Consider the following 25,957-nt stretch of genomic DNA (forward strand, 5'->3'; position numbering starts at 1 on the left):
TGCCGTGCCCGGTTCCCCTTGTCGCCTACTTCGCGTCACCAGCCGCACGGGTGCGTACGGTCACGGCGGGCGACGCGGACCTCCTCGCCACGCCGTCCGCGGCCGGGACCTCAGGGGCTCTCGCGGGAGCGCCGGCCCACGCGGTGAGCGCCTCGTCGCGCTCCCCGCGCCGCGCATCGGCGTCTCCGGTCCGGGTGGCCCACGCGATGTGACCGTCGGGACGTACAAGGGCCTCGCTCACCCCGCGCAGCTCCGGGTGATCGTCGTGTTCCATGACGGTCGCCGCGGTGACCCGCGGACCCCACCCCGCACCGACGGCCGCGCCGGTTTCCGGGTCGCCCGCGAGATCGAGGTGCACGAACCGGGCCGTGGCGAGCAGGTCGTAGACCCGGGTCGCGGGTGATCCGGCGACGGTCAGACCGATGTCGGGCATCTGCCGCCCCACCAGCGGGTCGGCGTCGGGCGTCGTGGGCGGGTACACGGTGCCGAGCGCGGAGACCTGGGCGGCGAGGGAGCGGTTGACCTCCTCCACGTTCAGGAGCCTGTCGAACAAGGAGCGCAGAGCGGACGCGGGACCCCGGTACTGCGTCACGAGCGGGAGTTCCGCGAGCAGGGTCTGGATCTCGGTGTTCTCCGTGACGGCCCGGCCCACGGGGCGGCGCTCCGCGTCGTAGCTGTCCAGCAGGGCCGGGGGCGCCCAGCCGTGGACCGCCGCGGCCAGCTTCCAGCCGAGGTTCATGGCGTCCTGAAGGCCGGTGTTGAGGCCCTGGCCCGCGGCGGGGAAGTGGATGTGGGCGGCGTCGCCGGCCAGCAGCAGACGGCCCGCGCGATAACTCTCCGCGAGCCGGGTCGCGTTGCCGAAGCGGGAGAGCCAACGGGGCTCGGCGACACCGCAGTCGGAACCGCAGAGCCGGATCAGCGACGCGCGGAACTCGTCCAGCGACACGGGCTCCCCGGCCGGTACCCGCATGCGCTCGGGATCCACGAGGACCAGCCGGGTCACACCGCCCTCGAGCGGCGCGACCAGCACCCCGCCGGCGCGAGCGGCGTCCAGGACGGCGGGGTCGGTGTCAAGGACCGCGAAGTCGCCGAGCACGCCGGTCAAGGTCTCGTCGGTCCCCGGGAAGCCGATCCCGGCGGCCTGCCGCACCACGCTGCGACCGCCGTCGCAGCCGACCGCATACCGGGCGCGAACGGTCTCCGCCCCGCCGTCGGGCCCGTGCACCTCCACCTCGACCCCGTCCGCGTCCTGACGCAGCGCGGTGACCTCGTGGCCCCGCAGGACCTCCACCCCCAGCTCCCCGGCCCGCTCGGCCAGCAGCGCCTCGGTGTGGGCCTGCGCCACGAACAGGGTGTAGGCGTGCCGGGAGTCCAGCGCGGAGAAGTCCAGGTGTGTGGGCAGCATCGCGAAGTGCCAGCCGGGCACCCTGCGGCCGAGCGGGAGGAACCGGTCGACCAGCCCGCGCATGTCCATCAGTTCCACGCTGCGTGGGTGCAGGGTCAGTGCCCGGGAGTCCCGCTGGGGCGTGGGGCGGCGCTCCACCACCCGGGTGCGCACCCCGGCCAGAGCCAGTTCACAGGCGAGCATCAGCCCGGTCGGTCCGGCACCCACGACGATCACATCGGCAACCATCGAAATCACCCTCCACCTTTTAGTGAACGCTGTTCAATAATCGTCACTATAATGACTCGCATGCACTCCACGTCAACCCGCACCCGCGGCCGGCCCCCGAGGATCGACCGTGCTCTCGCCCTGCGCGTGGCCCTCGAACTCCTGGACAGGTCAGGTCTCGACGCGCTGACCATGAGGCGGCTCGCCGACGCGATGGACGTGCAGGCGGGAGCCCTGTACCGCTACTTCGCGACCAAGCAGGACCTGCTCACCGCCATGGCGGAGCACATGATGGAGGGAGTCGCCGAGACGGCCGCAGCGGCCGGCGACGGCCACTGGAGCGAGCGCCTCGCCGGCCTCGCGCGTGCCCTGCGGGCCGCCCTGCTCGCCCGCCGCGACGGTGCACGTGTGTTCGCGGGCACGCACTCCACGGGAGACAACACCCTCGGCTACTCGGAAGCCTTCGTGGGCGTCCTGCGCGAGGCGGGTTTCGGCGACGACGAGGCGGCCCGCGCGCTCTACACGGTCGCCAACTTCACCGTGGGCCACACCCTGGAGGAGCAGGCCGCCCTCGCACCGGACGAGGAAGGTGCGGCCGGTCCGGACAGGTTGCGGACCGCGGTGGCACTGGGGAGCTTCCCCCATCTGGGCGCGACCCTGTCCACGCTCACCAGTACCGACTTCGACGGCCTCTTCGAGTACGGGCTCGGCCTGCTCCTCGACGGTCTGAGGGCACGACACGAAGCCTCGGTCTGACCGCGTCCGGCGTCTCTGTGGTTCGCGAGTTGGCCGGCCCTCCGTCAGAGGCCGGGCCAGGAGCCGGGGGTGTGGCCGAAGGTGCTCCGGAAGACGCTGATGAAGGTGCTGGCGGATGACCAGCCGCAGCGGTGGGCGACGGTGGTGACGGGGGTGTGGTCGGCCAGGAGGATCAGTGCGTGGTGGAGCCTGATCTGGGTGCGCCATTGGGGGTAGGTGAGGCCGAGGTCGTCGCGGAGGTGGCGGGACAGGGTGCGGGCGCTGGCGCCTATCTCGCGGCCGAGTGCGTCCAGTGAGCGGTTGTCCGCCGGGTTGGCGCGCAGGAGGTCGTGCAGTTCCCGGAGCAGTGGGTCGGTGGGGGTCGGCAGGTGCAGCGGTTGCTCGGGGGAGGCCTTGAGCTGGTCGAGCATGACGGCGCGTAGACGCAGGTGGGCCGGACTGTCGTCCTCCGGGGTGCGTGTGTAGGCGATGATGAGTTCGCGCAGGAGGGGATTGACGGCGAGGACGGTCGGCTGGTCGAGGCCGAGGGGGTTTTCGCCGGCGGGCAGGCCGACCAGGTGGAGGTCGAGGTCGCCGTGGGCCTGGTGGTGATGGACGGTGCCGGCGGGGATCCAGATGGCGCGGGTGGCGGGGGCCACCCAGGAGCCGGCGTCGGTGGTGACGGCAATGGTGCCCTGGCCGGCGTAGGCGATCTGGTGGTCGTCATGGCGGTGGGCGTCGATCTCGCCGCCGGACGACAGGCGTTGGGTCCGCGTGGGTGCGACGGGTGTGTGGCGGAATTTCTGCATCACTTGGCAATCTATCGAAAGCGGGACACCGACTGCTCCTCCCAGCATGGACGGGTGCGAAGGAATGCATCGATCTCCCTGCTGGCCGTGGGCCATGCCTGCGTCGACATCTACCAGGGCGCCGTCGCGGCGCTGGTCCCTTTCTTCGTGGCCGAGCGCGACTACGGCTACGCCGTGGCCTCCGGCATCGTGCTGGCCGCGTCCCTGCTGTCGTCGGTGGCCCAGCCGGTTTTCGGCGCGCTCACCGACCGGTGGGCGATGCCGTGGCTGCTGCCCGTCAGCACCCTGCTGGGCGGCGCGGGCATCGCGCTGAGCGGCCTGAGCGGCTCCTACGGGCTCACCCTCGTCTGCGTCGCCGTCTCCGGGATCGGTGTGGCCGCCTATCACCCCGAGTCCGCCCGCGTGGCCCGGATGGCCAGTCAGGGCAGCCACAGCGCGATGAGCTGGTTCTCCCTGGGCGGCAACATCGGCTTCGCGCTTGCCCCGATCATGGTGTCTCTCGTGGTCGGGCACGGCTCACTGCGCTGGACACCGGTCCTGGTCCTGCCCGCGCTCGTCGGTGTCGCCGTGTGCGTGCCGGCGCTCCAGATATTCGGCCGACGTCAGGCCGGTACCTCCACGATGTCCACAGGCATGGGTGCCGACGACGTGGCGTCGTTCGTGAAGCTGTCCTGTGCGGTGGTCTTCCGTTCCATCGTCTTCACCGGCCTGAGCACCTTCATCTCGCTCCACGCTCAACAGCGCGTGCACGGCAGCACCACCGCGGGAACCATCGCCCTGTTCCTGCTGTTCCTGGGCGGTGCCGTCGGCTCAGTGCTGGGCGGCTTCCTGGCCAACCGCTACGACCGCGTCCGCGTCTCCCGCTGGTCCTACCTGCTCTCGATCGTCGCCGTCACCGGAGTGATCCACACGCCCGGCCCGGCCATCTTCCTCTTCGTGGCCCTCACCTCGGCCGCCCTGTACGTTCCCTTCTCCCTCCAAGTCACCCTCGGTCAGGACTACTTGCCCTCCCGCATCGGAACCGCCGGCGGCGTCACCCTCGGCCTCACCGTCAGCGCCGGCGGCCTGGTCAGTCCCCTGCTGGGACGCCTGGCCGACTGCACCTCCCTTCAGACGGCCCTCACACCTCTGATCGCCATGCCTGCCCTGAGCTGGCTGCTCTTCCGCACCCTGCCCGAGCCCGTCGTCCTCAAGCCCCAACTGAGCACTCACGCCAGTTGAGGCGGCGGGGGACTGTCGGTGGCCGGTGGCAGGATCACGGGCATGGATTTCGTACGTACTACTCCGCCGCGGCCCGTCGAGGTGACCGCGGTCTTTCCCGAGCTGGCTCCGTTGGCGCGTCCTGCGATCCGGCTGCACCCCCGCCCGGGATCGCCTTCGGTCAGCGACAGTTCGGTCGGAGGTCCGTTGCTGTGGCCGGCCGAGGAACCGTGGCCGCACTGCGAGGACTCGCACCTGCACTGTGACAGCGGGTTTCGCCAGTCGCCGGCCGAAGTGCGGCTCAACAGGCGCAGGCTGGCCCGGCTGCACAAGGACCCCCATGGTTTCGAGCTCACGACCGAGGAAGAGGCGATCAAGGATCGGAACGCCGAAGCGAGCAGACAGCGATTCGACGCCGGCCCGCCGCCCGCGGAGTGCCCGGTCCCCTTGTTGCCCGTGGCCCAGTTGTATCTGCGTGACGTACCCCTGTTGCGGCCGCCCGGGCAGGCCGATGTGCTCCAGGTCCTTTGGTGCCCCTACGACCACGATCCGGACAACAAGCCGTCGACCGCGCTGTTCTGGCGGTCTGCCACAGAGGTCGCCGACATCCTCGCCACTCCGCCGGAGCCGTACGAGGCGGACTGGGACGGCTATGTGCCGGAGCCGTGTCTGCTGGCACCGGAGGCCATCACCGAGTACCCCCGCAGTCTCGAGCTGAGCCCGGAGCTGCGGCTGGCAGTGCAGGACTGGAGTCGATGGCAGGCGGCCGACGTCGGCGTGGACAGTTCGTTCGCGGAGTATCCGGCGGAGTTCTACGACGGCCATGTGGCTGACGCTCCCGGCTGGAAGGTCGGCGGCTGGCCGCCCTGGGGCCGCACCGACCCCAACCCCCGGTACTGCGGCGTGTGCGAGGCGCTGATGGTCCCGCTGCTGACCATCGCCTCCTTCGAGTGGGACGGCGGAGAGCGACGCAGTTGGGCGCCGTACGAAGACCAAGCCGCCGCCTACGCCCCGAGTCATCGTGCCGGCCAGTCCCCCGCGCAGCCGACGAAGGTGGAAGTGGGCAGCACCGACAACATGCAGCTCTACGTCTGCCCGACCTCGCCCGAGCACCCGCACACCGATCTGATCCAATGAGCTTCGCGTCAGCGTGCGAACTTCGCGACGGCCGCCGGGGTGACGGGGGTGAAGAAGTTGACGAGGTTGCCGTCGGGGTCACGGAACAGCAGCGACCGGTTGCCCCAGGGCATCGTGGTGGGCCCGTTGACGAAGTCGGTGACGAAGCCGGTCAGGTTCCGGTGAACGCGGTCCACGTCGTCGACGAGGAACTCGGTGATCACGCTGTGGTTGTCCGCCGGGCGGGCGGAGCCCGGGGCGAACAGCGGGACGGTGCGGGTGCCGGCGATCGCGAGGGAGCCGCCCGCGGTGGCGAGTTCGGCGAAGTCCTCGGTGGCCCACTTCGCCCGTGCCCCTGTGGCTCGCTCGTAGAAGTCGACGAGGCGCGCCACGTCGCTGGTGATGATGCGGATCGAGACGAACTCCATGGTGATCTCCTTGGCTGTGCTGGAGGCGTGCACTGCGCAGGCTAGGAGAAATAGTGGACAGAATCGGTCCAGTATTGGCGTTAGGTTGTGGACATGCCCCGACCCACTGCCCGCGTGCTGACACTCCTGGAGCTGCTGCAATCGGGCGGCACCCGGACGGTGGCCGAACTGGCCGACCGGCTCGGCGTCGAGGGACGCACCGTGCGGCGGTACGTGGACCAGCTGATCGACCTGGATGTGCCCGTGGAGTCGGTGCGCGGCCGCTACGGCGGGTACCGGCTCGCTCCCGGGTACCGCCTGCCTCCGCTGATGCTCAGCGACGACGAGGCCCTGGCCGTGCTGCTCGGCCTCGTCGCCGGCCGCCGAGCGGGGCTGACGGCGACGCAGCACACGGCGAACGAGACGGCATCGGCGAAGATCCGGCGGGTACTGCCCAAGCACATCGCCCGCCGGCTCGACACACTCCTGGAATCCCTCGCCTTTACGGAACGGCCCGGAGAGCTCGACACCCCGGACACCGGGGTGCTGCTCACCATCGCCGATGCGGTGCGCCACCGCCGACCGGTCTCGATCCGCTACACCGACCGCGACGGACGGCGCAGCGAACGCACGCTCCACGCGTACGGGATCGTCGCGCACGCGGGCCGGTGGTACGTCACGGGCCAGGACGCCCGGATCGGCGAGGACCGAACCTTCCGGCTCGACCGCATCGCGGACGCACGCGCCCTGCCCGGCTCGTTCGATGCGCCCGAGGGCCCCGGTCCGGCACAGCGCCTGTTGTCGGCGTTCGCCACGGCCGAGTACCGGCACGAGGTGACCCTGCGGATCCACGGGACAGTGGAGCAGATCCGCGCCCACCTGCCCGCCGCCATCGCGCGCCTGGAGGAGCGCGAGCCCGCCGCAGGCGAGACCCCGGCAACCGAGCGCTGGCTGCGCGTCGAACTGCGGGCGGAGCGGCTCGACTGGCTGCCTCCCGTACTCGCCTCGCTCGACCGGCCGTTCGTCATCGAGCGCCCCGATGAACTGCGCGACCTCGTCACCGCGCTCGCCGATCGCCTCGCGTCCGGTGCTCGCCGAGCCTGACCGCGAGGAACCACTGTCATGAGAGGGCGGCACGCACCGTTGCCGTCCTCACCCACCCCCTACCGGGGTAGCACTGCCCGCTTGGCTCCCGGGTGTGACGCCCCGCCCGCCACCGTCTCCCTACCTTCCCCTCGTCATCACGGACGAGACAGAGGGAGACGGGTGGATGCGCCGCTTCATGACGTTGCTGACGACCGCCGTACTGACCACGCTGCTGGTCGGCAGCACAGCGGGCTGGGCCTCGGCGAGCGGTGAGAGCGTGGCGGCCGGTCCGCTTCCCGGAACCGCCGCCTGGCTGGCGGACGGCTCCCTCGGCAAGGAGCTGCCGGATCCTGCCACGGCCACCCCGTCCGACGTGGCGGCCTTCTTCGCCGGCCTGACCGGTGCCCAGCGGCAGAGACTCGTCGAGGACCACCCCACGGTGGTGGGCAACCTCGACGGCGCCCCCGTGAACCTCCGGTACCAGGCCAACGCCTCCGCGGGCGAGCAGGTCCTGGCGTACGACCCGCGCGGTCGCGGCCTGATCGCGCGAGTCGTGGGCGACCTGGAGAACGCCTCCCGCGTGTCGATGATCGTCCCCGGCTCGGACATCGACATCTCGACTTTCGACCGTACGGCACAGTGGGCCGCCGATCTCCAGGAGGAGGCGGGCGCGGACACGGCCGTCATCGCCTGGGCCGGCTACACCACTCCCTCCGGTATCGGAGTGGATCTGGCGACCGGCCGGCTCGCCGAGGCGGGCGCCGAGCGCCTGACCCGGTTCACCGAGGGCCTGGACGCGGCCGGCCTCCCCGACCCCTCCCTCTTCTGCCACAGCTACGGATCGGTGGTCTGCGGCCTCGCCGCCCCCGACACCGACGCGGGCGACATCGTCGTCATGGGCTCGCCCGGCATGCGCGCCGACGACGTCACCGCACTCGACACCGACGCCCACGTCTGGGCGGCGAGGTCCCCGGACGACTGGGTCGGCCGCGTACCCCATGTCGAGTTCCTGGGCCTGGGCCACGGCGCGGACCCCACCTCGCCCGAATTCGGCGCGACCGTCCTGCCCGCCGACGACGTACCGGCGCACGACGCCTACTTCACCCCCGGTACCTCCACGCTGACCGCGTTCGCGGCGATCGCCGACGGGGAGCTGTGATGAAGACCCCCACGAAACTCGCGAAGCTCACCGCCGAGATCGACGGCCGCACCCCCGCCCACCGCGACCGTGCCATCGACGGCCTGCGCGCACTGGCACTCCTCGCCGTCCCGACCGGCCACTGGCTGGTCGGCGGCTTCACCCTCGACACCGCTGGCGGTCTGCACAACGCCAGCCCGTTGGCCACGTTCGGCGAGCTCGCCCCGGCCAGCTGGATCCTCCAGATGCTGGGCATCTTCTTCCTGGTCGGCGGCTATTCCTCGTACCTCTCCCACCAGCGCCGCAAGGGCTCGGTCCGTGAGTGGACGGTCGGCCGCCTCAAGCGCCTGGGCCGCCCGGTCCTCGGCGTCACCGCCGTATGGGCACTGCTCCTCCCCACCCTGCACTACGGCTTCGGCGTCCCGACCGCGACTCTGCACACCGCGTCGACACTGGTCGTCCAACCCCTGTGGTTCGTCGGCGTCTACGCGGTGATCACGGCTCTCACGCCGTACTGTGTCCGCGCCTCCGAGCGGCTGGGTTTCCGGGCCGCGGTTCCGCTGCTCGGTTCGGTCGCGGTGGTCGACTTCCTGCGGTACGGGCCGTACGCGGACGCGATGCCGTCCTGGCTGAGTCTGCTCAATCTCCTTCCGGGCTGGATGTTCGCCTACCAGCTGGGCGTGTCCTGGGCGGACAAGCGGCTCGGCCGACGCGAGGCGTGGCTGCTGCTGGCGGGCGGCGCGGGCCTGTTCGCCACCCTGCTGCTCGCCTTCCACTACCCGGCGTCGATGGTGGGCGTGCCCGGCGCGTCCCGTACCAACTCCCACCCGCCGTCCCTCCTGGTCCTGGCACTCGCGGCCGCCCAGTCCGGCGCGGCGATCCTGCTGCGCGACAAGCTGGCGCGTCTTCTGCAGCGCCGCGCCCTGTGGGCCCCTGTAGTGATCATCAACCTGGCGGCGATGACGATCCTGTGCTGGCACCAGACGGCGATGCTCGCCGCGGCGGTCCCGGCCTCGTACTTCGGCGAGATCCCCGGCCTGACCACAGCACCGGACACGACCGGGTGGGTGCCGGCGCGGCTTGCCTGGATGCCGCTCTTCGCGGGGCTGCTCGTGGTGATCGCGAGGTTCGCCCGGCCGCTGGAGACCCCGTGGGAGCGCACCGGAACGGCACGCCGTGCGGCGGCGGCCGTGCTGGCGACGGGCTTCGGCTACTTCGCGCTCGCGGCGTGAGACACGCGTACGCGCCGCCGTCCCACCGCGGTCCGGGGCCGCCCCCCGAACACTCACCGACACCATCCACCGAACATCGGAGCACAACCATGTCCCTGCCCGGCGAAACCGCTCTGCCGCGACCCGAGACGGCCACCGCGAGGCAATCCCCACCGGACACGGCCAGCGAGTTCACACCGCTGCTGCGCGACGTCAAGGGGCAGCAGCTGCTCGAACGGCGCCCCGGCTGGTACGCGCGCACCATAGCGACCAACGCGCTCGGCCTGGCCGCCGTCGTCACCGGCATGGTGCTCATCGGTGATTCGTGGTGGGTCCTCGTTCTCGCCCCCGTCCTCGCCGTCCTGTGTGCCCGCACGGCGTTCATCGGCCATGACGCGGGCCATGCCCAGATCAGCGGCAACCGCGCCACGAACCGCCGCATCGGGCTCATCCACGGCAACCTGCTGCTCGGCATGAGCTACGCGTGGTGGAACGACAAGCACAACCGCCACCACGCCAACCCCAATCACATCGACAAGGACCCCGACGTCGCCGCCGACGTCCTCGTCTTCACCAGCGGACAGGCCGCCACCCGCACGGGCTTCCGCGCCTGGCTCACCCGCCACCAGGCATGGCTCTTCTTCCCCCTCACCCTCCTCGAAGGCATCGCCCTGAAGGTCTACGGCTTCCAGGACCTGCGCCGCCTGACCGGCCGCGAACGCCTGGTGGAGGGCACCCTCCTCGTCACCCACGTCGCCGGGTACGTCACCCTGCTCCTGACGACCATGCCGCTCGCGCACGCACTCGTCTTCGCCGCGCTCCATCAAGCCCTGTTCGGGCTGCACCTGGGCATGGCCTTCGCGCCCAACCACAAGGGGATGGACATGCCCGACCCGGACGGCGACAAGTGGGGACACCTGCGGCGCCAGGTGCTCACGTCCCGCAACATCAAGGGCAGTGTCCTCACCGACTGGTTCCTCGGCGGCCTCAACTACCAGATCGAGCACCACCTGTTCCCCAGCATGCCCCGCCCCCACCTGAGGCTCGCCCAGTCCATGGTGAAGGCCCACTGCCGCGACCTCGGCATCCCCTACACGGAGACCGGTCTCGTCGACTCCTACCGCCAGGCCCTGCACCACATGCACGAAGTGGGCGAACCGCTCCGTGCCGACATCTCATGACCTCGGTGAAGGAACGACCGCGTGCGCTGCTCGCGGGGGCGTCGCGTCGGTGGGTGCGGCTGTTGCCGTGGGTGGTGGCGTTCGTGCTGAGTGTTGCCCTGCTGCCCACGACCATTGTGGTCCTCAGCGCCGACTACGGCCTGAACGCCGGTATCGCGAGTGCGCTGGCCGTGGCGCAGGCGGCGCCGTTGCTGCTGGCTGTCGTCCGGCCGCTGCATGCCTGGTATGTGGTCTTCACGGCGGATGTGGCCGGGGCGCTGGTTCTGCTCGGTGTTGATTTCGAGGAGCGGTTGCTGTGGCCGTTCCCGCCCATGGGGATCGTCGGGTACGTCGGCCTGTCTCTGGCTTTGGGTTTGCGGGAGTCGTGGCGGACGCTGTTGCTGGTGTGGCTGGCGACGGCGGGCGTGAACGTCGGGCTGGGGTTCGCCGCGCCGCACGGCACGGACGCGATGAGCGTGCTGCTGACCATTCTGGGTGGTGTCACGCTTCTGCTCGGTGGTGCGTTGCGTGAGCGGTATGAGGTGCAGCGGAGGCTGGCCGAGCAGGAGACGATCAGTGAGGCGGAGCGTGAGCGGCGGACGCTGCTGGAGGAGCGAGCTCGGATCGCGCGTGAGCTGCACGACGTGGTGGCGCATCACATGTCCGTGATCACGGTGCAGGCGGACACTGCGGCGTATCGTCTTGAGCGGCTGCCGCCGGATGCGCAGGAGGAGCTGACGTCGATCGCGGCGACGGCACGTGAGTCGCTGAGTGAGATGCGCCGGCTGCTTGGTGTGCTGCGGAACGAGGAGACGCACGGCGAGCTCGCGCCCCAGCCGGACCTGACCCGGATCGGGCAGCTGGTGGAGGCGACAGTGCGGGCGGGGGTGCCGGTGGAGTTCACCCCTTGCGAGGACGCAGAGGTGCCCGAGGCGGTGGGGCTGTCCGCATACCGCATTGTCCAGGAGGCCCTGGCGAACGTCGTACGGCACGCGCCTGGTGCCCCGACGCAGGTATCCGTCTCGGAGGACGGCGCGAGGCTCACTGTCCTGGTCGTCAACGGTCCGCCGCCCGTGCCGCCTTCCGGGCCGTTGGAGGCGGGCGGGACGGGGCATGGTCTGGTCGGGATGCGTGAGCGGGTTCGGATCATCGGCGGCACCCTGGATGTGGGTCCGTTGCCGGACGGCGGTTTCCGGGTCGCCGCCCGACTGCCGTTGAGTGAAGGGGATGTCAGGTGACGACGCGCGTCATCATCGTCGACGACCAGGCCATGGTGCGGGCGGGCTTCGCCGCGCTGCTGGCCGCGCAGAGCGACATCGACGTGGTGGGGGAGGCTCCCGACGGTGTGCAGGGGGTTGAGCTGAGCCGGCGTACCCGTCCCGACGTCGTGCTGATGGACGTCCGCATGCCCGAGATGGACGGCCTCGAGGCCGCGCGCCGCCTTCTGTCGCCGCCGCCGGGGGTGACGCACCGGCCGCGTGTGCTGATGCTGACCACGTTCGACGTCGACGACTACGTGTACGAGGCGCTGCGGGCGGGTGCGAGCGGCTTTCTGCTGAAGGACGCCCCGCCGGCCGACCTGATCGCCGCGGTCCGCGTCGTCGCCTCCGGTGACGCGCTGCTCGCCCCCTCCGTCACGCGCCGCCTGATCGCGGACTTCGCCCGGCAGCGCCCCGCCGCCCGGGGCAAGCCCGCGCTGCGGCTGAAGGCGCTGACGGAACGCGAGACCGAGGTCCTCACCCTGGTGGCCCGCGGCCAGTCCAACACCGAGATCGCGGAAACGCTGGTCCTGGCCGAACAGACGGTGAAGACACACGTCAGCCGCGTCCTGACCAAACTCGACCTGCGCGACCGCGCCCAGGCGGTCGTCTTCGCCTACGAATCCGGCCTGGTCACCCCGGGCGAATAGCACGACAGCGCGCCCGAAAGGGCGGGCCCGCCCCCTCCACCCCCTACCGGGGTAGCACCTCCACTTTGGCTCCCGGGTATGACGCCCGGCGCGCAGCCGTCCCCGCACTCTCCAGTCCGTCGGAACGAAAAGATCGCGAAAGGGCGGAACATGAGGCTACGCAGCGCCAAGCGGCAGAAGGCGGAAGACCGACCGGAGGCACCGGCCCCCACCACACCCGGTCTCGCCGTCGAACTGCGCGGTGTTCAGCGGCAGTACGGCCGTGGCGCGGGGACGGTGCACGCCCTCGCGGGTGTCGACCTGGCCCTCGCCCGGGGAACGTTCACCGCGGTCATGGGCCCGTCCGGGTCCGGCAAGTCCACCTTCCTGCAGTGTGCCGCCGGGCTCGACAGGCCCACGTCGGGGTCGGTGGCCCTGGGCGGTACGGAGATCACCGGTATGAGCGAGGACGAGCTCACCGAGCTGCGCCGCAGCCGCCTCGGCTTCGTCTTCCAGGCGTTCAACCTGCTGCCCTCGCTGACCGTGGAGCAGAACGTGCTGCTGCCCATGCGCCTGGCCGGACAGCGCCAGGACCGCCGTCGGGCGGCCGAGGTCCTCGCGCAGGTCGGGCTCGCCGACAAGGCACGGCGCCGGCCCGGTGAGCTCTCCGGCGGCCAGCAGCAGCGCGTGGCCGTCGCCCGCGCCCTGGTCACCAGCCCGGACGTGATCTTCGCCGACGAGCCGACCGGCGCCCTCGACACCGGCACCGCCGCCGAGGTCCTCGGCCTGCTGCGGAACGCGGTGGACACCCTCGGCGCCACCGTCGTCATGGTCACCCACGACCCGGCCGCGGCGGCCTGGGCGGACCGCGTGCTGTTCCTCGCCGACGGCGCCTTCGCCGACCACCTCGAACGGGGTTCGGCGGAACAGATCGCGGCACGGATGGCCGTGCTCACCTCCCGTACGGGCGCGATGGCAGGTGCCGCGGCATGAGGCGCCCCAATGGACTCGCCCGTGAGGCCGTCCGCTTCAAGCCCGCGTCCTTCGCGGGGACCTTCCTCGCGCTCCTGATGTCCGCACTGATCGTCGCGGCCTGCGGAATCCTGCTGGAGACCGGCCTGCGCGCGTCGGTGCCGGCGGAGCGGTATGCGCAGGCGCCGGTCGTCGCGGCGGCGGACCAGTACGAGTACGTCGTCACGGGCAGCGGCGAGGACCAGGAGAAGGAGGCCACCCCGCTGCCGGACACCGCACGGCTCGACGCAGGGCTGGCGGCCAGGGCGGCGGAGGCGCCGGGTGCGGCCACCGCCGTCCCGGACTTCACCTTCCCGGTGCGCGTGGCGCACGAAGGTGGACTGAGCCTTCCAGGTGGTCTGCTCACCGCGCACGGATGGGGCTCCCACGCCTTCACCGGTACCGAGCTGACCGCCGGCTCCGCGCCCCGCGGAGGCGAGGTCGTGCTCGACGCGGGTACGGCCCGTACCGCGAAGGCCGACGTCGGCGACACCGTCGTACTCCAGACCGCCGCCGGTCAGCAGGACTTCCGCGTCGCCGGCGTCGCCCGGGCCGGAACCGCGGACACCGCCCGCGACGCCGGACCCCTGGCCTGGTTCGCCGACTCCCAGGTGCCCGTGCTGGCCGGACACCCCGGCAAGGCCGACGCCATCGCCGTGCTGGCGCAGGACGGCACCGATGCCGACGCGCTCGCCGACTCGGTGAAGAAGGCTCTCGCCGGTTCCGGCGCCCAGGTGCACGTCGGCGACGACCGTGGCGCCGTCGAGGACCCCGGCCTGGCCTACGCCAAGGACACACTGTTCGGAATCGGCGGTTCCTTCGGCGGTATTGCCGCCATCGTCGCGGTCTTCACCGCGGCCGGGACCGTGGCCCTGTCCGTGTCCCAGCGTGCCCGCGAGTTCGCGCTGCTGCGTGCCGTCGGCGCGACCCCGCGGCAGGTCCGACGGGCGGTGGCCTCCGAGGCGCTGCTCATCGCGCCGCTCGCCGGGATCCTCGGCTGCCTGCCCGGTATCGGGCTCGCGTACTGGTGGTTCGGGCAGTTGCAGGACCGCGGCGCCATCCCGCAGGCCGTGGACGTGCATGTGTCCGCGCTGCCCCTCCTCGCCGCCGTCGTCATCGGACTGCTCACCGCGCTCGGCGCCGGATGGGTGGCCGGTCGGCGCCCCGCCAGGATCAAGCCGGGACAGGCGCTCGCCGAGGCGTCGGTGGAGCGGCTGCGACCCGGCCTGATCCGTACGATGCTGGGCATCGGCGCCCTCGTCGGAGGTGGAGTCCTCACCGGCGTCTCCGCCAGTTCCTCGGGGGACGACGCGGCCGGCGCCGCCCTCGGCGTCGTCATGCTCTTCATGCTCGCCGTCGCGCTGCTCGGCCCGCTGGTGGCGCGGCTGTGCGCGGGGCTCTTCGGCCTTCCCCTGCGTGGCGCGGGCCCGGCCGCCCAGCTCGCGGCCGCCAACTCCCGTACCAACGCCCGCCGCCTGGCCTCCGCGATCACCCCGATCGTGCTCGCCATGGCCTTCGCCTCGACCCTCGTCTTCATGCACACGAGCGAGAACCGGGCCGCCGACAAGCAGCTGCGCGCGGGTATCACCGCGGACCACGTGGTCACGGACCCGGCCGGGCTCCCCGTGGACGCGGCGGCGCGAGCCGCCCGGGCGCCGGGCGTGGACGCGGCCGTCGGCCTCCTGAACACCCAGGTGCTGGTGCCGACCGGCTCCGGCGAGTTCAAGTCGCTCCAGGGCGCGGTGACCCAGGGCATCAGCGGCTCCGGCGCCGAGCTCACGAAGGTGCAGGACCTGGACGTACGCGAAGGCAGCCTCAGCGGGCTCGGCAAGGGCCGCATCGCCATCGACAAGACCCTTGCGGACTCGGCGGACGTCGGCGTCGGCGACCGGCTGCCGCTCTACCTTCCGGACGGCACCGAGGCCCGCCCCGAGGTTGTCGCGGTCTACGGCCGTGGCCTCGGCCTGGCCACGGTGACCATGGACCGGGCGTCCCTCGCCGGTCACGTCACCTCGGGCTTCGACAGCACGCTGCTGGTACGCGGCGGATCGGAGAAGTCACTCACGGCACTGGGCAAGGTCACCGACGCCTCCGGCTACGCCACCGAGAAGAACCTCGACGCGAAGCTGGGCGCCTGGATGAACAACACCATGGCCGCGGTCCTCGGCGGCTTCGCCGCCATCGCCGCCGTCAACACCCTGGTGATGACGGTCCTGGACCGCCGCCGCGAACTGGGCACCCTGCGGCTTGTCGGCTCCACCCGGCGCCAGGTCCTGACGATGCTCGGCTGGGAGAGCCTGCTGGTCTCCGCGGCGGGCGTGGTCATCGGGACCGCGATCGCCGCGGCCACGCTGATCCCGATGATGCGCGGCATGACCGGTGAGGCGCCCTACGCGCCCCCGCTGCTGTACGGCTCCTTCGCGGCCGCCGGCATGGGTCTGGCCCTGCTCGCGGTGACGCTGCCGGCGCGGGCTGCGCTGCGGCGCCGGTCGTAGCGCCTGCACAGGGGCGGTGGCCGGCATCACGTCGGCCACCGCCCCTTGCGGCGGCCCGGCGTGCGTGAGATAACTGAGATAAGTACCTCAATTAAGAATGGAGTGCCATCATGTTCATTGCTGCGGCGACGGACGGCGTGGCCATCGCTTCGAGCTGGGATCGCGTTGCGGCGGCGGAGATCCGCCGTCTGAGGGAAGTGCCGGCCGCCCATGTCGGCGACGCGCTGCAGCGGATGACCGTCATGGACGGCGGCATCCGGCTGTTCACCGAACGCGCCGTGCTCCTGGGAACCGCCCTCACGGTGGACGTGCGGTCGGGTGACAACCTCGCCATCCACCGGGCGCTCGACGAAGCCCGGCCCGGCGACGTCCTGGTCGTCAACGGACACGGGGACACGACCCGAGCGCTGATCGGCGACCTCATCGGCGAGATCATGGTGAACACCGGGGTCACCGGCGCGGTGGTCGACGGCGCGGTCCGCGACGTCCGGGCGCTGTCCGGGATGGGCCTGGCCGTCTATGCGCGGGCGGTCACCCCCGCCGGCCCCTTCAAGGACGGGCCGGGCGCCATCGGAGCCCCGGTGGCCGTCGGCGGCGTCGTCGTGGCGGCGGGTGACGTGCTCGTCGGTGATGCCGACGGCGTCGTCGTCCTGCCACGATCACGTGTGAGGGAGGTCGTGGACGCGGTCGACGGGATCGGCGAGCGGGAGGAAGCGCTCCGCGAGCGCATCCTCGCCGCGCGTCCCGAGCATGCGGCGGTGGTCCGATGACCGCCTTCCGGATGGACGAACTCCGCCGCGTGTCGCGGCGCCCGGCCCTCGCCCCGGCCCCGCCGGGTGCCGTCTCCCTGGCGATGGGGGAGCCGGACTTCCCGACACCGCCGTCGGTGACCGAGGCGGCCGTGGCCGCCCTGCGTGCGGGACACACCCACTACGCCGACCAGAGAGGGCTCCGGGAACTGCGCTCCGCGCTCGCGTCCAGGTTGCCGGTGCACCCCGGCCGGAACTGGACCGCGGACGACGTCGTCGTGACGCACGGAGCCACCGCCGCCCTGGCGGCCGTCGTGCTCGCGACGATCGGCCCCGGCGACCGGGTGGTCGTCCCCGAGCCCGCCTACTCGCTCTACGCCGACCTGGTCGTCCTCGCCGGCGGCACCGTGGACTTCGTCCCGCTCGCCCCGGACCTGCACTGGGACCTCGACGCGCTGGCCGCGGCGCTCCCCGGCGCAGCGATGATGATCTTCTCGAATCCCTCCAACCCGACCGGCATCGTGCACAGCAAGCAGGAGCTCGAGGCCCTCGGCAAGCTGCTCGACGGCTCCGACGTCCTCGTCGTCAGCGACGAGGCGTACCACCGGCTGGTGTACCCCGGCCATGAACTGACCTCCGCGCTGGAGATCGAGTCGCTGCGGGACCGGACGGTGTACGTGCAGACGTTCTCCAAGACGTACGCGATGACCGGCTGGCGAGTGGGATACCTGACCGGGCCGCGCGAGGTGGTGGACGCCGCGGCTCACGTGCACCGGACCCACAACGGCTCGTTGAACACCGCGGTCCAGCACGCGGCCCTCGCCGCCCTCGAACTGCCGGACAGCACCGTCGATGCCATGGTCGACACCTACCGGCAGCGTCGCGAGCTGGTGGTCGCGCACCTGTCCGGCGTTCCCGGACTGCACCTGGTTCCGCCGGAGGGGGCGTTCTACGGGTTCCTCCGCTACGACACCGACCTGAACTCCGAGGCGGTCGCCCGCGAGTTGGCCGAGCGGGCGGTGATGGTCCGGGCCGGGGCCGAGTACGGGCCGTCGGGCGAGGGGCACGTCCGGATCTCGTTCGCGGCCTCCGAGGACGACCTGTGGATCGGGCTGGAACGCATCGTCCGCTACTTCGGCGACACGCGATCCTGAGCAGGGCCGGTGGACCGCGTACCGCGCCCGCCCGAGCGGTCGAACGCCTCGCACTCGGAGGCGATATCCTTTGCCTGCACTGCGACGAGGCGGAGGAGGCCCGTGACCGATCGGCAGGCCGCCCCACGTGGGGGGCGCAAGCTGCGCAGCGACACCCTCCGCAACCGCCGGCGTCTCCTCCAGGCCGTCGGTGAGCTTGCCCGAGAGGCGCCCGACCAGCTCACCATGCAGGCCGTCGCGTCCCGCGCGGAGATCGGCCCGGCCACCGCCTACCGCTACTACTCCTCGATGGACGACGTGCTGGCGGCCTATGTGCTCAGCGTCGTCGAGGAGCTCCGCGACTTCAGCGTCACCTCGGCCGCGCAAGGGAGGCCGCTGTTCGACGCCGTCGTGGACAAGTGGGTGGACCTCCTCGCCGAACACGGCCCCGCGCTGGTGCAGCTCCGATCCCGACGGGGTTACCTGGAACGGCTCCACGACGGGAACGAGATCATCGCCGCGCTGCGCGAGGCCTGGAGCGGGCCCGTGCGGGGACTGCTCGACGACATCGGTCTTCCGGACGAGATGCTCGAGTACGCCCTGTTCCTGAGCAACATGATCTTCGACCCGCGGGAGATCCAGGACCTGCTGCGGGAGACGAGTCTGTCCCGCCGCGAGGTCATCACCCGGCTGACCGAGGCCTACGGCGGCGCGTTGCGCGGGTGGTCCCGGGCCGGCTGATCGGCCCCGCCCCAGCCGGTACCCGCCCGCCGCGAGGCGGCTCCTGACTCTCCTCCACCCCCTACCGCGGTAGCACATCCTCATCGGCTCCCGGGTATGACGCCCGGCCCACAGCCGTCCCCGCACTCTGTACCCCGTCGCCACGCACCACCGCGGTGACACCTTCCGTCAGGCTGCCCATTAACTGATAACGCCCTCTCAAATTGAATGGGCGTCCAACTATCGCATCGACCAGGAGGTCAGCGGTGGCACCACACCAGGAAGAGCGCGAATCCGCCGAACCGGCCGGCTCGACCGTACGAGCGGGTGATCTCGACGTCGGGGTCATCGACGACGGCGACGGCGTGCCGCTCGTGCTCGTGCACGGCGGCGAGAGCGACCGCACCCAGTTCACGACGCTCCGGGCGCGACTCGGCACCGGGATACGGGCGATCTCCTACGACCAGCGCGACTCGGGGATCACCGTGAACCCACCGGCTCCCTACACGCTGGACGTCCTCGCCGACGACCTCGTCGCCCTGCTGGACGCGCTGGGACTGCACCGTGCGCATCTGCTGGGCACTTCCTTCGGCGGCGCCGTCGCACAGCACACCGCGCTCCGGCATCCCGAACGCGTCGCGTCCCTCGTCCTGGTCGCCACCACGCCGAGCTTCGCGCTCGGCAGCCAGGCCATCGACGAGCTCCTGAACATGTCCCACGAGGACCGCAAGAACGCGGCCCCGGACTTCTTCTTCACACCCGAAGGCCAGGCCGAGCAGAAGGCCCGGCCCGCCCGGACCCTCACCGCCCGCACGCCCGAGCAGAGCGCCCGCCGCCACGACGTCGCCCGACAGCACGAGGTCCGCGACCGCCTCCGGGAGATCTCCGCACCCACCCTGATCGTGCACGGCACCGCGGACCGGCTGGCGCCCTGGGCCGGCGCCCTCTTGATGGAGCAGCAGATCCCGAACGCCGAACTGCGTGCGATCGAGGGCGGCCGACACGGGATCGCGGTGGAGTTCGCCGACACGGTCGCCCGTTGGGTGCGCGAATTCCTCGGGGTGAACGCGGCATGAGCGGCGCCATGGCCGACGCCGACCGCGAGGTCGCCGACCGGATGGCCGAGGCAGCGCGGGCGTGGCTGGACTCCCTGGACGCGGACCAGCGCAGGGTGGCGGTCGGACCGTGGCCGGGCACCGACGAAGCGGCCGAGGCCGAACGCACCCGCTGGTTCTACACGCCCACCGACCACGGCGGCCTGACCTTCCACCAACAGCGCCCCGCCCAGCACCGGTTGGTGATGCGGCTGGTCGCCACCGGACTGTCCGAAGCCGGATACGCCACTGTCGCCACCGTGCTCGGCCTGGAGAACGTACTCGACCGCGTCGAGGGCTTCTCGGTGAACTGGGGGAGGGAACGCACCCGCGACCCCGGCATGTACTACCTGCGCGTCTTCGGCGAGCCCGGCGGACCCCGGCCGTGGGGATGGCGGTTCGGCGGCCACCACGTCTCGCTCAACAACCTCGTGGTGGACGGACGGGTCGCCGCCACCACGCCCTGCTTCCTGGGCGCGGACCCGGCCATGTCACCGCTGCTGGGCGGCGCGGAACTGCGCCCGCTGGGTACGGCCGAGGACCTGGCCCGCGAACTGGTCCGCTCCCTGCGCCCCGAGTCCGCCGCCCGCGCGGTTTTGCTGCCCCGCGCCCCGAACGACGTCGTGGCGGGCAACAGCACCCGCGTCGCCGACCGCGTGGTGAAACGCAGCGAACTCTGGCGCCCCGGCCCGCACATCCCGGACCGTGCCGAGCACCCGTCCACCGGCCTCGACGGCGCGAGCCGGCGGGCGCTGGCCCTCACCCCGAGACCCAAGGGCGTACCGGGCTCCGAACTCGACGCCGCACAGCGCGAGTTGCTGCGCGCTCTGCTCGGCACCTACCTCGACCGCGTCCCGGACGGGGTGTCCCCGCTGCCCCGCTACGACGACCCGGCGGCGCTGGACGCCGTGCACCTCGCCTGGGCCGGCTCCACCACGGCCGGCGAACCGCACTACTACCGCCTCCAGGGCCCCCGGCTGCTCATCGAATGGACCAACATCCACCGCGGCGTCAACCACGCCCACGCCGTGTGGCGGGACCCGGAGACCGACTTCGGCGGCGACGTCCTGGCCGCCCACCACGCCGCCCACCACGCGTAGCCATCACGCGCCACACGAACGGAAAGTGACAGACATGGCCGGTCCACGACCGTCACCGAACGACGCTCCCCCTCACACGACGCGCCCCACGCTGAGCGGCTCCTTCGGCATGTGCGCGTCGACGCACTGGCTGGCTTCCGCCACCGCCCAGTCCGTACTCGAGCGGGGCGGCAACGCATTCGACGCGGCCACGGCGGGAGCCTTCGTGCTGCACGTGGCCGAACCCCACCTCAACGGGCCGGGCGGTGATCTCGTCGCCGTCCTCGCGACCGCGGCCGACCCCTCGCCGCTCGTACTGGCCGGGCAGGGCCACGCTCCGCGGAGAGCCACGCCCGAGCACTTCCGGGCCGAAGGGCTCGACCACGTCCCGGGCGCCGGGGCCCTGGCCGCCGCCGTTCCGGGGGCCGTCGACTCCTGGCTCTGGCTGCTCGCCGAGTTCGGTACCTGGGAGCTCGCCGACGTCCTGGCCTACGCGATCCACTACGCGGAGCACGGAGTCCCGGTCGTGCCCCAACTGGCGCGCGTCCTCGCCACGGTCGAGGATCTCTTCCGCACGCACTGGCCGACGTCGTACGCGCAGTGGATGCCCGGAGGGCGGGTCCCGCGACCGCATGAGACGCTCGTCAATCCCGCCTACGCCCGGACCCTGCGCCGCCTGAGCACCGGGGGTGCCGGCGAGACGAGGACCGCACGGATCGCCGCCGCACGGCGCACCTGGCGCGGGTACGTGGCAGCCGTCGCGGCCGAGTTCGTGGCCACACCCCATCGGCACTCCTCGGGCGGGGACCACGCCGGAGTGATCACCGCCGCCGACTTCACCGACTTCCATCCGTCCCTCGAGCCCGCCGTCACCGCGGAGTTCCGGGGGGTCACGGTGGCGAAGGCGGGACTGTGGTCCCAGGGTCCCGTGCTGCTGCAAGCGCTCACCATGCTGGACCACTTCGACGACGAACGGATCGATCCGTCGACCGCCCGGGGAATCCACACCATCACCGAGGCCCTGAAGCTGGCCATGGCCGACCGCGAGGCGTACTACGGGCACTTGGACCCGGCACAAGCGGAGGCCGTGGTGCGCAGTCTGCTGTCCCCCCGGTACAGCAAGGAGCGCGCCGACCTGATCGACCCGGTCGCGTCCACCGTGTTCAGGCCCGGTGACATCGGCGTCACACCGTACACACCACCGCTCGTCACCCGACAGCACGCCGTCCGCGCCGACGGCGTGGGCGAACCCACCGTGCAACAGACGGGGGAGACCCGGGGCGACACCTGCCACATCGACGTCGTCGACCGCTGGGGAAACATCATCTCCGCCACACCCTCGGGAGGATGGCTCCAGTCCTCTCCCGCCGTGCCGGAGCTCGGTTTCGCACTGGGCACACGGCTCCAGATGACCTGGCTGGACGAGACCGCACCGTCGCGCCTGGCACCGGGCCGGCGGCCTCGTACGACACTGACTCCCACCCTGCTGCTGCGCGACGGCCTTCCCGTGGCCGCACTGGGCACACCCGGGGGCGACCAGCAGGACCAGTGGCAACTGATCTACCTGGTACGCACACTCGCGCTCGGGCTGGACCCCCAGGAGGCGATCGACGCGCCCGCGTTCCACACCACCGCCGTACCCAGCTCGTTCTGGCCGCGGACCTGGACACCGGGCGGACTGGTCATCGAGGAACGAGCGGGCGAGGCGGTCATCGACGAACTGCGCGGACGCGGCCACGACGTGACCGTCTCCGGACCATGGAGCCAGGGCCGGCTGTCGGTCGTCACCCGCGACCCGGACAGCGGCGTCCTCGGGGCGGCGGCGAACCCGCGCGGTGCCCAGGGCTACGCGGCGGGACGATGAACGGCCCGGTGCGACGGCGTGTCACGCCGCTCGGGCTGATGCTCGCCCTCACCTTCACGACGGGCGTCGTCGACGCCGTCGGATACCTGCGCCTGGACCAGGTGTTCGCGGGCAACATGACGGGCAACGTGGTCATCCTCGGAATGGCCGCCGCGGGCGGGACACACCTGCCCGTGCTCGCTCCCGCCGCGGCACTGCTGTCCTTTCTCGCCGGCGCGGCCGCGGCCGGGCGGGTGCTGCGCACAGCCGCTCCCGGCTGGAGCCGCCGGTGCACGGGCCTGCTGGGCGGTGTCGCACTGCTCCTGGCCGCCACGGCGCTCGGACTCACCGCCCTCGGGGTGACCGCCCCTGGCGCCCGCGCGCTGATGGCGTCGTCGCTCGCCCTGGCCATGGGGGTGCAGGCGGCGACGGCCCGCCACCTGGCGGTGAAGGACGTCACCACCGTGGTGGTCACCTCCACACTGACCGGACTCGCGGCGGACTCCCGGCTGGGAGCGGCCCGCCGTCAAGGGGCCCCGCGGCGAGCCGCGGCCGTCGCGCTCATCATCGCCGGAGCGCTCACCGGCGCCGCGCTGTGCCGGGTGCACGAAGGTCTCGCGGTGGCGGCGGCAGCGCTCGTCGCGCTCGCCGTGAGCGGCCTCGGCCACGCGTCCGCCCCCTCCGCCGACCACGCGGCGGCGGTCACGAACGGACCCGCCTCGTCCCCGAAGAGCGGTTCCCCGCCGGAGCCGTCGACGGCCGGCGCGGGCGGCAGCGCCACGCCAGCGGCCGGACCCCAACTCGCCCGTCACCAACGGAAAGGACGCTCATGACCACAACCCTGGCCCCTCCGGTCCGCATGGGGAAGGCCGCTGTCGCGGCCCTCGGCATGCTGGCGGTCTCCACCGGCGCCCTGGAGTCGGTCGTGGCGCCGACGCTCCCGCTCCTGCAACGCGAGCTGGACATGAGTCCCTCCGAAGGGGCGCTCCTCAACATCGTGCTCGCCATCACCGGCACGCTCATCACACCGCTCGCGGGCAAGCTCGGCGACCGCTACGGCGGAAAGCGAGTCCTGATCCGGCTGATGGCGGTGGTCTCGGTCGGCGGCCTGGTGTCCGCCCTGGCGCCCAACCTGCCGGTGCTGCTGCTCGGCCAGGTCCTTCAGGGGGCGATGGTGGGCGCACTGCCCCTGTCGTTCATCGTGGTGCGCAAACACCTCCCCTCGGGAGCGTCGAAGGCCGCCATCGGGCTGGTCAGCGGCATGTTCGTGGGCGGCTCGATGGTGGGCCTGCTGTCGGCCGGGCCCGTGGCGGAAGCGTTCTCCCGGCACTGGATGTTCGCGGTGCCGACCTTCGCCGTCATCGGGTTCACCCTGCTGGTGAACAGGCTGATGCCGTCCGATCCGCCGGGCCGGTCGGACGACGCCGGGATCGACTGGCCCGGCCTGCTTCTGCTGAGCGGGATCCTGGTCACCCTCCTGCTCGTGTTCGCGATGGCGCCCGAGGCCGGCTCACAGCCACTCGTGTTCGTCGCCCTGATCGCGGTGCTGGCCGCCTTCGTGACCGGCTGGACAGCCGTCGAACGTCGCGCGGCCGCGCCGATGGTCGATCTGCGCATGCTGGCACGGCCGGTGATCTGGAAGTCGTCTGTCGTGACGTTCGTGATATGCCTCGGCACCGCGATGGGGGTCTATCTCGTTCCGCAACTGCTGGACGTGTCCGGGGACGGATACGGCTTCGGGCTCGGCGCCACCGCGATCGGCTTCGTCCTTCTGCCCGGCGCCGTCGCCGCGACGCTGGCCGGGCCGCTCGGCGGAATCGGGGAGCGTCGCTTCGGCTCGCGTGCCGTGGTCGCCACCGCGGCCGTCCTCATGGCCGCCGCCCTGCTGGCCCTGTCGGCCGCACACTCCGAGGTCTGGCACATCGCCGTCGGCAAGGCGCTGATCGCGCTCGCCAACGGCCTGTGCGTCACGGCCATGGTGACCAGCATCGCCTCTTCCGTCGACGAAGGCGACACCGGCATCGCCACCAGCCTGATCCTGGTGACGCGCGTGCTGGGCTCCGCCGTGGGCGGGATGCTCGGCGGCGCGCTCCTCACCTCGGCGACCCCCTCCGGGTCCGAGATCCCGGCCGAATCGGCCTTCACCACCGGCTTCCTCGTCGCCGGAGTCGTCGCGGTGCTGTCCCTGCTTGTCGTCCGAACCATGAGCAAAGGAGTCAAGGAATGACCCTCACCGACCAGCTGACGGGTACCCGTACCACGCCGAGGCCCAAGGTCCTGATATCCGGGGCCAGCATCGCCGGTCCCGTCCTCGCATACTGGCTGAACCGCTACGGATACGCGGTCACGGTGGTGGAGAAGGCGGGGGCGCCGCGCAGCGGTGGCTACCCCATCGACGTACGCGGCACCGCGCTGGAAGTCGTCCGGAGGATGGGGATCCTGCCGCGACTGCGGGACGCGCACATCGACCTGCGCCGGCTCACCTTCCTCGAAGGGGACGGCAGCGAGGTGGCCTCGCTCCACCCGCACACCGTCACCGGCGGTGTCGCCGGACGGGACCTCGAGGTGCGGCGCGGGGACCTGACCGACGCTCTCTACACGGCGGTCCGTGACGACGTGGAGTTCGTGTTCAACGACTCCATCGACACCCTCGACCAGTCCGGCCACGGAGTGGACGTCACCTTCCGCGGCGGCGGCAGGCGCACCTTCGACCTGGTCTTCGGCGCGGACGGCATGCACTCACGTACCCGGGAGATGCTGTTCGGCCCCGAAGAGCAGTTCCACCACTACCTCGGCTACTGCTTCGCCGTGTTCACCATGCGCAACACCCTCGGACTCTCCCACGAGACCGTGATGTGGAACTCTCCGGGCAGGGCCGCGGCCCTCTACGCCGTGGGCGACGACGACGAAGTGCACGCCTTCCTGAACTTCGCCCAGCCGGAGCCGCCGTTCGACGCGTTCCCGGATCCGCACGCCCAACGGGACCTGGTCGCCAGGGTCTTCGCCGACGCCGGATGGGAGGTCCCGGGCATGCTCGCCGCCCTGCGCGACGCGGACGACGTGTTCTTCGACGCGGTCGGCCAGATCCGCATGCCCCGCTGGTCCAGCGGCAGGGTCGCGCTGGTGGGCGACGCCGCATGGGCGCCGTCGTTCCTCACCGGACAGGGCACCAGCCTCGCCCTCGTCGGCGCGTACATGCTCGCCGGTTCCCTGGCCAACCGGGACCACGCCGCGAGCTTCGCGGCCTACGAACACTCCACCCGTGACTTCGTGACCGTGAACCAGGCGCTGGTCGGCAAGGGCGGTGCCACCCTCTTCCCGACCACTTCCCAGGCCCTGGCGGAACGCAACGACAGGCTGCGCAAACTCGACGCCATCCCCTCCGGGAAGGGACGACCGGCCCATTCGGCCCTCACCCTGCCCGAATTCACGCCCATGACGTGACCCTGAACTCCGCTCGGTTTCACAAGC

Annotated in this window: 23 protein-coding genes; 20 read left to right on the plus strand and 3 right to left on the minus strand. The window is 71.7% G+C overall.

Features of this window, described 5'->3' with window-relative positions:
• Nucleotides 1–25: 25 nt before the first annotated feature.
• Nucleotides 26–1,633 (minus strand): monooxygenase, encoded by a 1,608-nt coding sequence (locus tag ACZ470_RS18190; protein WP_468428313.1) that lies wholly within the window; start codon nt 1,631–1,633, stop codon nt 26–28.
• 60 nt (nt 1,634–1,693) lie between these two features.
• Between ACZ470_RS18190 and ACZ470_RS18195 the strand changes: the two genes are divergently transcribed.
• Entirely contained in the window at nt 1,694–2,368 is a 675-nt protein-coding gene (locus tag ACZ470_RS18195; protein ID WP_468428315.1) for a TetR/AcrR family transcriptional regulator C-terminal domain-containing protein, read from the plus strand.
• A 44-nt stretch (nt 2,369–2,412) separates the two neighbouring features.
• On the opposite strand, the gene ACZ470_RS18200 is transcribed toward ACZ470_RS18195, so the two are convergent.
• Nucleotides 2,413–3,156 (minus strand): AraC family transcriptional regulator, encoded by a 744-nt coding sequence (locus ACZ470_RS18200; RefSeq protein WP_468428317.1) that lies wholly within the window; start codon nt 3,154–3,156, stop codon nt 2,413–2,415.
• 54 nt (nt 3,157–3,210) lie between these two features.
• Here ACZ470_RS18200 and ACZ470_RS18205 point away from each other — a divergent pair, with 54 nt between their 5' ends.
• Together ACZ470_RS18205 and ACZ470_RS18210 are read left to right on the plus strand one after the other, a co-directional pair.
• On the plus strand, nt 3,211–4,377 hold the full coding sequence (locus ACZ470_RS18205; RefSeq protein WP_468428319.1) for an MFS transporter: 1,167 nt from the start codon (nt 3,211–3,213) through the stop codon (nt 4,375–4,377).
• Nucleotides 4,378–4,419: 42 nt separating this feature from the next.
• Nucleotides 4,420–5,493: a hypothetical protein gene (locus ACZ470_RS18210; RefSeq protein ID WP_468428321.1), complete on the plus strand. Its 1,074-nt coding sequence runs from the start codon at nt 4,420–4,422 to the stop codon at nt 5,491–5,493.
• 8 nt (nt 5,494–5,501) lie between these two features.
• On the opposite strand, the gene ACZ470_RS18215 is transcribed toward ACZ470_RS18210, so the two are convergent.
• Nucleotides 5,502–5,900, minus strand: coding sequence for a VOC family protein (locus ACZ470_RS18215; RefSeq protein ID WP_468428322.1), 399 nt, complete (start codon nt 5,898–5,900; stop codon nt 5,502–5,504).
• Between the two features lie 93 nt (nt 5,901–5,993).
• Between ACZ470_RS18215 and ACZ470_RS18220 the strand changes: the two genes are divergently transcribed.
• The 17 genes from ACZ470_RS18220 (at nt 5,994) to ACZ470_RS18300 (ending at nt 25,930) form a co-directional block, all read left to right on the plus strand.
• A complete protein-coding gene (locus tag ACZ470_RS18220; protein WP_468428324.1) occupies nt 5,994–6,983 on the plus strand; it encodes a helix-turn-helix transcriptional regulator in 990 nt (329 codons plus the stop codon).
• A 166-nt stretch (nt 6,984–7,149) separates the two neighbouring features.
• Nucleotides 7,150–8,124: an alpha/beta hydrolase gene (locus ACZ470_RS18225; RefSeq protein WP_468428326.1), complete on the plus strand. Its 975-nt coding sequence runs from the start codon at nt 7,150–7,152 to the stop codon at nt 8,122–8,124.
• Nucleotides 8,124–9,335: an acyltransferase family protein gene (locus ACZ470_RS18230; RefSeq protein ID WP_468428328.1), complete on the plus strand. Its 1,212-nt coding sequence runs from the start codon at nt 8,124–8,126 to the stop codon at nt 9,333–9,335. The genes ACZ470_RS18225 and ACZ470_RS18230 overlap by 1 nt, the downstream gene beginning before the upstream one ends.
• 89 nt (nt 9,336–9,424) lie before the next feature.
• Complete coding sequence (locus ACZ470_RS18235) at nt 9,425–10,495, plus strand: fatty acid desaturase family protein (protein WP_468428329.1); 1,071 nt, start codon at nt 9,425–9,427, stop codon at nt 10,493–10,495.
• Nucleotides 10,492–11,712, plus strand: a complete 1,221-nt coding sequence (locus ACZ470_RS18240; RefSeq protein WP_468428330.1) for a sensor histidine kinase — start codon at nt 10,492–10,494, stop codon at nt 11,710–11,712. Before ACZ470_RS18235 ends, ACZ470_RS18240 begins: the two co-directional genes overlap by 4 nt.
• Nucleotides 11,709–12,383, plus strand: coding sequence for a response regulator (locus ACZ470_RS18245; protein ID WP_468428331.1), 675 nt, complete (start codon nt 11,709–11,711; stop codon nt 12,381–12,383). Before ACZ470_RS18240 ends, ACZ470_RS18245 begins: the two co-directional genes overlap by 4 nt.
• Before the next feature lie 150 nt (nt 12,384–12,533).
• Nucleotides 12,534–13,355 carry an ABC transporter ATP-binding protein gene (locus ACZ470_RS18250; protein WP_468428332.1) on the plus strand — a complete coding sequence of 274 codons (822 nt, stop codon included), beginning with the start codon at nt 12,534–12,536 and terminating at the stop codon, nt 13,353–13,355.
• Nucleotides 13,352–15,868 (plus strand): ABC transporter permease, encoded by a 2,517-nt coding sequence (locus ACZ470_RS18255; RefSeq protein ID WP_468428333.1) that lies wholly within the window; start codon nt 13,352–13,354, stop codon nt 15,866–15,868. The genes ACZ470_RS18250 and ACZ470_RS18255 overlap by 4 nt, the downstream gene beginning before the upstream one ends.
• A 110-nt stretch (nt 15,869–15,978) precedes the next feature.
• Complete coding sequence (locus ACZ470_RS18260) at nt 15,979–16,638, plus strand: RraA family protein (protein WP_468428334.1); 660 nt, start codon at nt 15,979–15,981, stop codon at nt 16,636–16,638.
• Nucleotides 16,635–17,771 (plus strand): pyridoxal phosphate-dependent aminotransferase, encoded by a 1,137-nt coding sequence (locus ACZ470_RS18265; protein WP_468428335.1) that lies wholly within the window; start codon nt 16,635–16,637, stop codon nt 17,769–17,771. Before ACZ470_RS18260 ends, ACZ470_RS18265 begins: the two co-directional genes overlap by 4 nt.
• Nucleotides 17,772–17,873: 102 nt before the next feature.
• A complete protein-coding gene (locus tag ACZ470_RS18270) occupies nt 17,874–18,491 on the plus strand; it encodes a TetR/AcrR family transcriptional regulator (RefSeq protein ID WP_468428336.1) in 618 nt (205 codons plus the stop codon).
• A 245-nt stretch (nt 18,492–18,736) separates the two neighbouring features.
• Entirely contained in the window at nt 18,737–19,546 is an 810-nt protein-coding gene (locus ACZ470_RS18275; RefSeq protein WP_468428337.1) for an alpha/beta fold hydrolase, read from the plus strand.
• Between the two features lie 8 nt (nt 19,547–19,554).
• Nucleotides 19,555–20,664 (plus strand): DUF3500 domain-containing protein, encoded by a 1,110-nt coding sequence (locus tag ACZ470_RS18280; RefSeq protein WP_468428652.1) that lies wholly within the window; start codon nt 19,555–19,557, stop codon nt 20,662–20,664.
• 34 nt (nt 20,665–20,698) lie between these two features.
• Nucleotides 20,699–22,507: a gamma-glutamyltransferase family protein gene (locus tag ACZ470_RS18285; protein ID WP_468428338.1), complete on the plus strand. Its 1,809-nt coding sequence runs from the start codon at nt 20,699–20,701 to the stop codon at nt 22,505–22,507.
• A gap of 8 nt (nt 22,508–22,515) precedes the next feature.
• Nucleotides 22,516–23,319, plus strand: coding sequence for a YoaK family protein (locus ACZ470_RS18290; protein WP_468428339.1), 804 nt, complete (start codon nt 22,516–22,518; stop codon nt 23,317–23,319).
• Nucleotides 23,316–24,713, plus strand: coding sequence for an MFS transporter (locus ACZ470_RS18295; protein ID WP_468428340.1), 1,398 nt, complete (start codon nt 23,316–23,318; stop codon nt 24,711–24,713). The genes ACZ470_RS18290 and ACZ470_RS18295 overlap by 4 nt, the downstream gene beginning before the upstream one ends.
• The gene (locus tag ACZ470_RS18300) at nt 24,710–25,930 is read left to right on the plus strand and encodes an FAD-dependent monooxygenase (protein ID WP_468428341.1); all 1,221 of its coding nucleotides are present in this window, start codon (nt 24,710–24,712) and stop codon (nt 25,928–25,930) included. Before ACZ470_RS18295 ends, ACZ470_RS18300 begins: the two co-directional genes overlap by 4 nt.
• Nucleotides 25,931–25,957: the final 27 nt, after the last annotated feature.

The organism is Streptomyces sp. NPDC031111, from assembly GCF_055570675.1.